Source organism: Vibrio ouci, assembly GCF_004551525.1.
Lineage (GTDB): Bacteria > Pseudomonadota > Gammaproteobacteria > Enterobacterales > Vibrionaceae > Vibrio > Vibrio ouci.
In genome coordinates this window covers 1-654 of sequence record NZ_SATR01000284.1, presented here as the reverse complement: position 1 = coordinate 654, position 654 = coordinate 1, and the positions used below count along the sequence as shown (strand labels likewise).

Annotated in this window: 1 protein-coding gene; it reads right to left on the bottom strand. The window is 39.0% G+C overall.

Going from position 1 to position 654, the window contains the following annotated elements; translation table 11 throughout:
- Positions 1–134: 134 nt before the first annotated feature.
- Positions 135–654 (bottom strand): hypothetical protein (locus ELS82_RS26600; protein WP_167489565.1); only part of this gene is annotated, 520 nt, incomplete at its 5' end.

Sequence of the window (654 nt, the reverse complement as noted above, 5' to 3'; positions counted from 1 at the left end):
TAACGCCGCGTTAAGTAGTGAGCAACGCAGACCACTGAACCTAAACTATTGTGCTGTAAACACCAAAATCAAAGCAAACCAAAAATGCCGAGCGTTGCGAATCTGTCTTAAACGCCTTGTTATACAATATTTTCCTAACTTAGCTTACTAAGTGCTTTCTCGACTAACTTCACATAGTGTTCATGGACTTCTTTCGCATGTTTTCTCTGAGCTTCGTTATTAAAATAGATAAATTCAGTTGAGTTGTTTTCACTATCTACTAGTAACTTCATTTTGTCAGGCAGTTCTTCAATAAGCAGGTAGATATTAATTACTGTCTCGGCATTTTTCTCATCAAGCGAACCAATTGAACCAAGTAATTCCCGATAGACTTGGTTAAAAACTTTTAAGGGAAAAACAGTGTTTCCAGTTTGAGACGGTTTCCTTAGTAGCTCAACTCGTTCGCGATATGTTCCTAAACTCACATTTAGCTCCGCTCGAATAGCAGATAGAAGAGCCTGTTTCGTATGCCTAAGATCTTTTTCTCGCTGACGTCTAGCCAACCAGCCATTTGCCAAAATAGAGATGATGACACCGATGAAACCTATTGAGGCCGCAATAAGTGTTTGATAATGGAATATCAATTCGTAACCCTTCTGAGTATTGTATAACGCC